1 protein-coding gene is annotated in these 1,045 nt (G+C 34.5%); it reads left to right on the top strand.

Going from position 1 to position 1,045, the window contains the following annotated elements:
• Positions 1-680 (top strand): glutamine amidotransferase-related protein (locus tag V7024_RS24230; protein WP_438824516.1); only part of this gene is annotated, 680 nt, incomplete at its 5' end.
• Between the last annotated feature and the right edge of the window lie 365 nt (positions 681-1,045).

The raw sequence follows: 1,045 nt of genomic DNA, 5'->3' as shown, positions 1-1,045 counted from the left end.
CAGGTTATAAGTTTGATACTGATGTAGAAGTAAAATGGGTAAATGCTGAGCATGTGACAGTAGAAAACGTGAAAGAATTAGTTGGCGATACTGATGGTATCCTTGTACCAGGTGGTTTCGGGGACCGCGGTGTTGAAGGTAAAATCGCTGCAACTCAATATGCACGTGAAAACAAAGTACCATTCTTAGGAATTTGCTTAGGAATGCAACTTGCATCAATTGAATTTGCACGTAACGTATTAGGATTAGAAGGTGCGAACTCTTCTGAAATTAATCCTGACACACCTTACGCAATTATCGATTTATTACCAGAGCAAAAAGATGTTGAAGATTTAGGTGGTACACTTCGTCTTGGTTTATACCCATGTAAGCTTACACCAGAAACAAATGCTTACAATGCGTATAACGAACCGGTTGTATATGAGCGTCATCGTCATCGTTATGAGTTCAATAACCAATTCCGTCAAGACATGGAAAATGCAGGATTCATCTTCTCTGGTACAAGCCCAGATGACCGTTTAGTAGAAATTATCGAATTAAAAGAACACCCTTGGTTCGTGGCAACACAATTTCACCCAGAGTTTACATCTAGTCCACTTACAGGACATCCTTTATTTAATACTTTTGTTGATAAAGTTATTGAATTATCTGTAACAAATAAAAGTATGGTTATCTCATAATAATAAGAATCTGCTGAAAAGGTGTGAAAAAGGTACATCTTAATAGTCCTGGTACCAGCGTTCTTGTGAACCAAGGGAAAAGTAGTAAAAGATTATAAAAAATTGATGACATGTATCAATATCTTTATTACACCACTAATCCTTAAATTAATTGTGATTAAGGATTAGCGGTGTAATTTTACATTTCTCTTCTTAATCTTTTTTTAAAATAGAATCATAACTTAAAAAGTTTTGGCTCTATTTTTGGAATGTTATAATATTAGTACATAAACAGGTGTCATAATTTAGTGTCTAAAATTAACCGAAAAAGAGGTTCAGCCGAGATAAGTCCAAAAATGGTCATATCGATGGATAAAATAAAAAGC

The sequence above is a fragment of the Bacillus sp. JJ864 genome, assembly GCF_036963045.1.
GTDB lineage: Bacteria > Bacillota > Bacilli > Bacillales > Bacillaceae_G > Bacillus_A > Bacillus_A pseudomycoides_C.
Note: the sequence above shows the minus strand (reverse complement) of the source record. Positions and strands in the feature narration are given on the sequence as shown.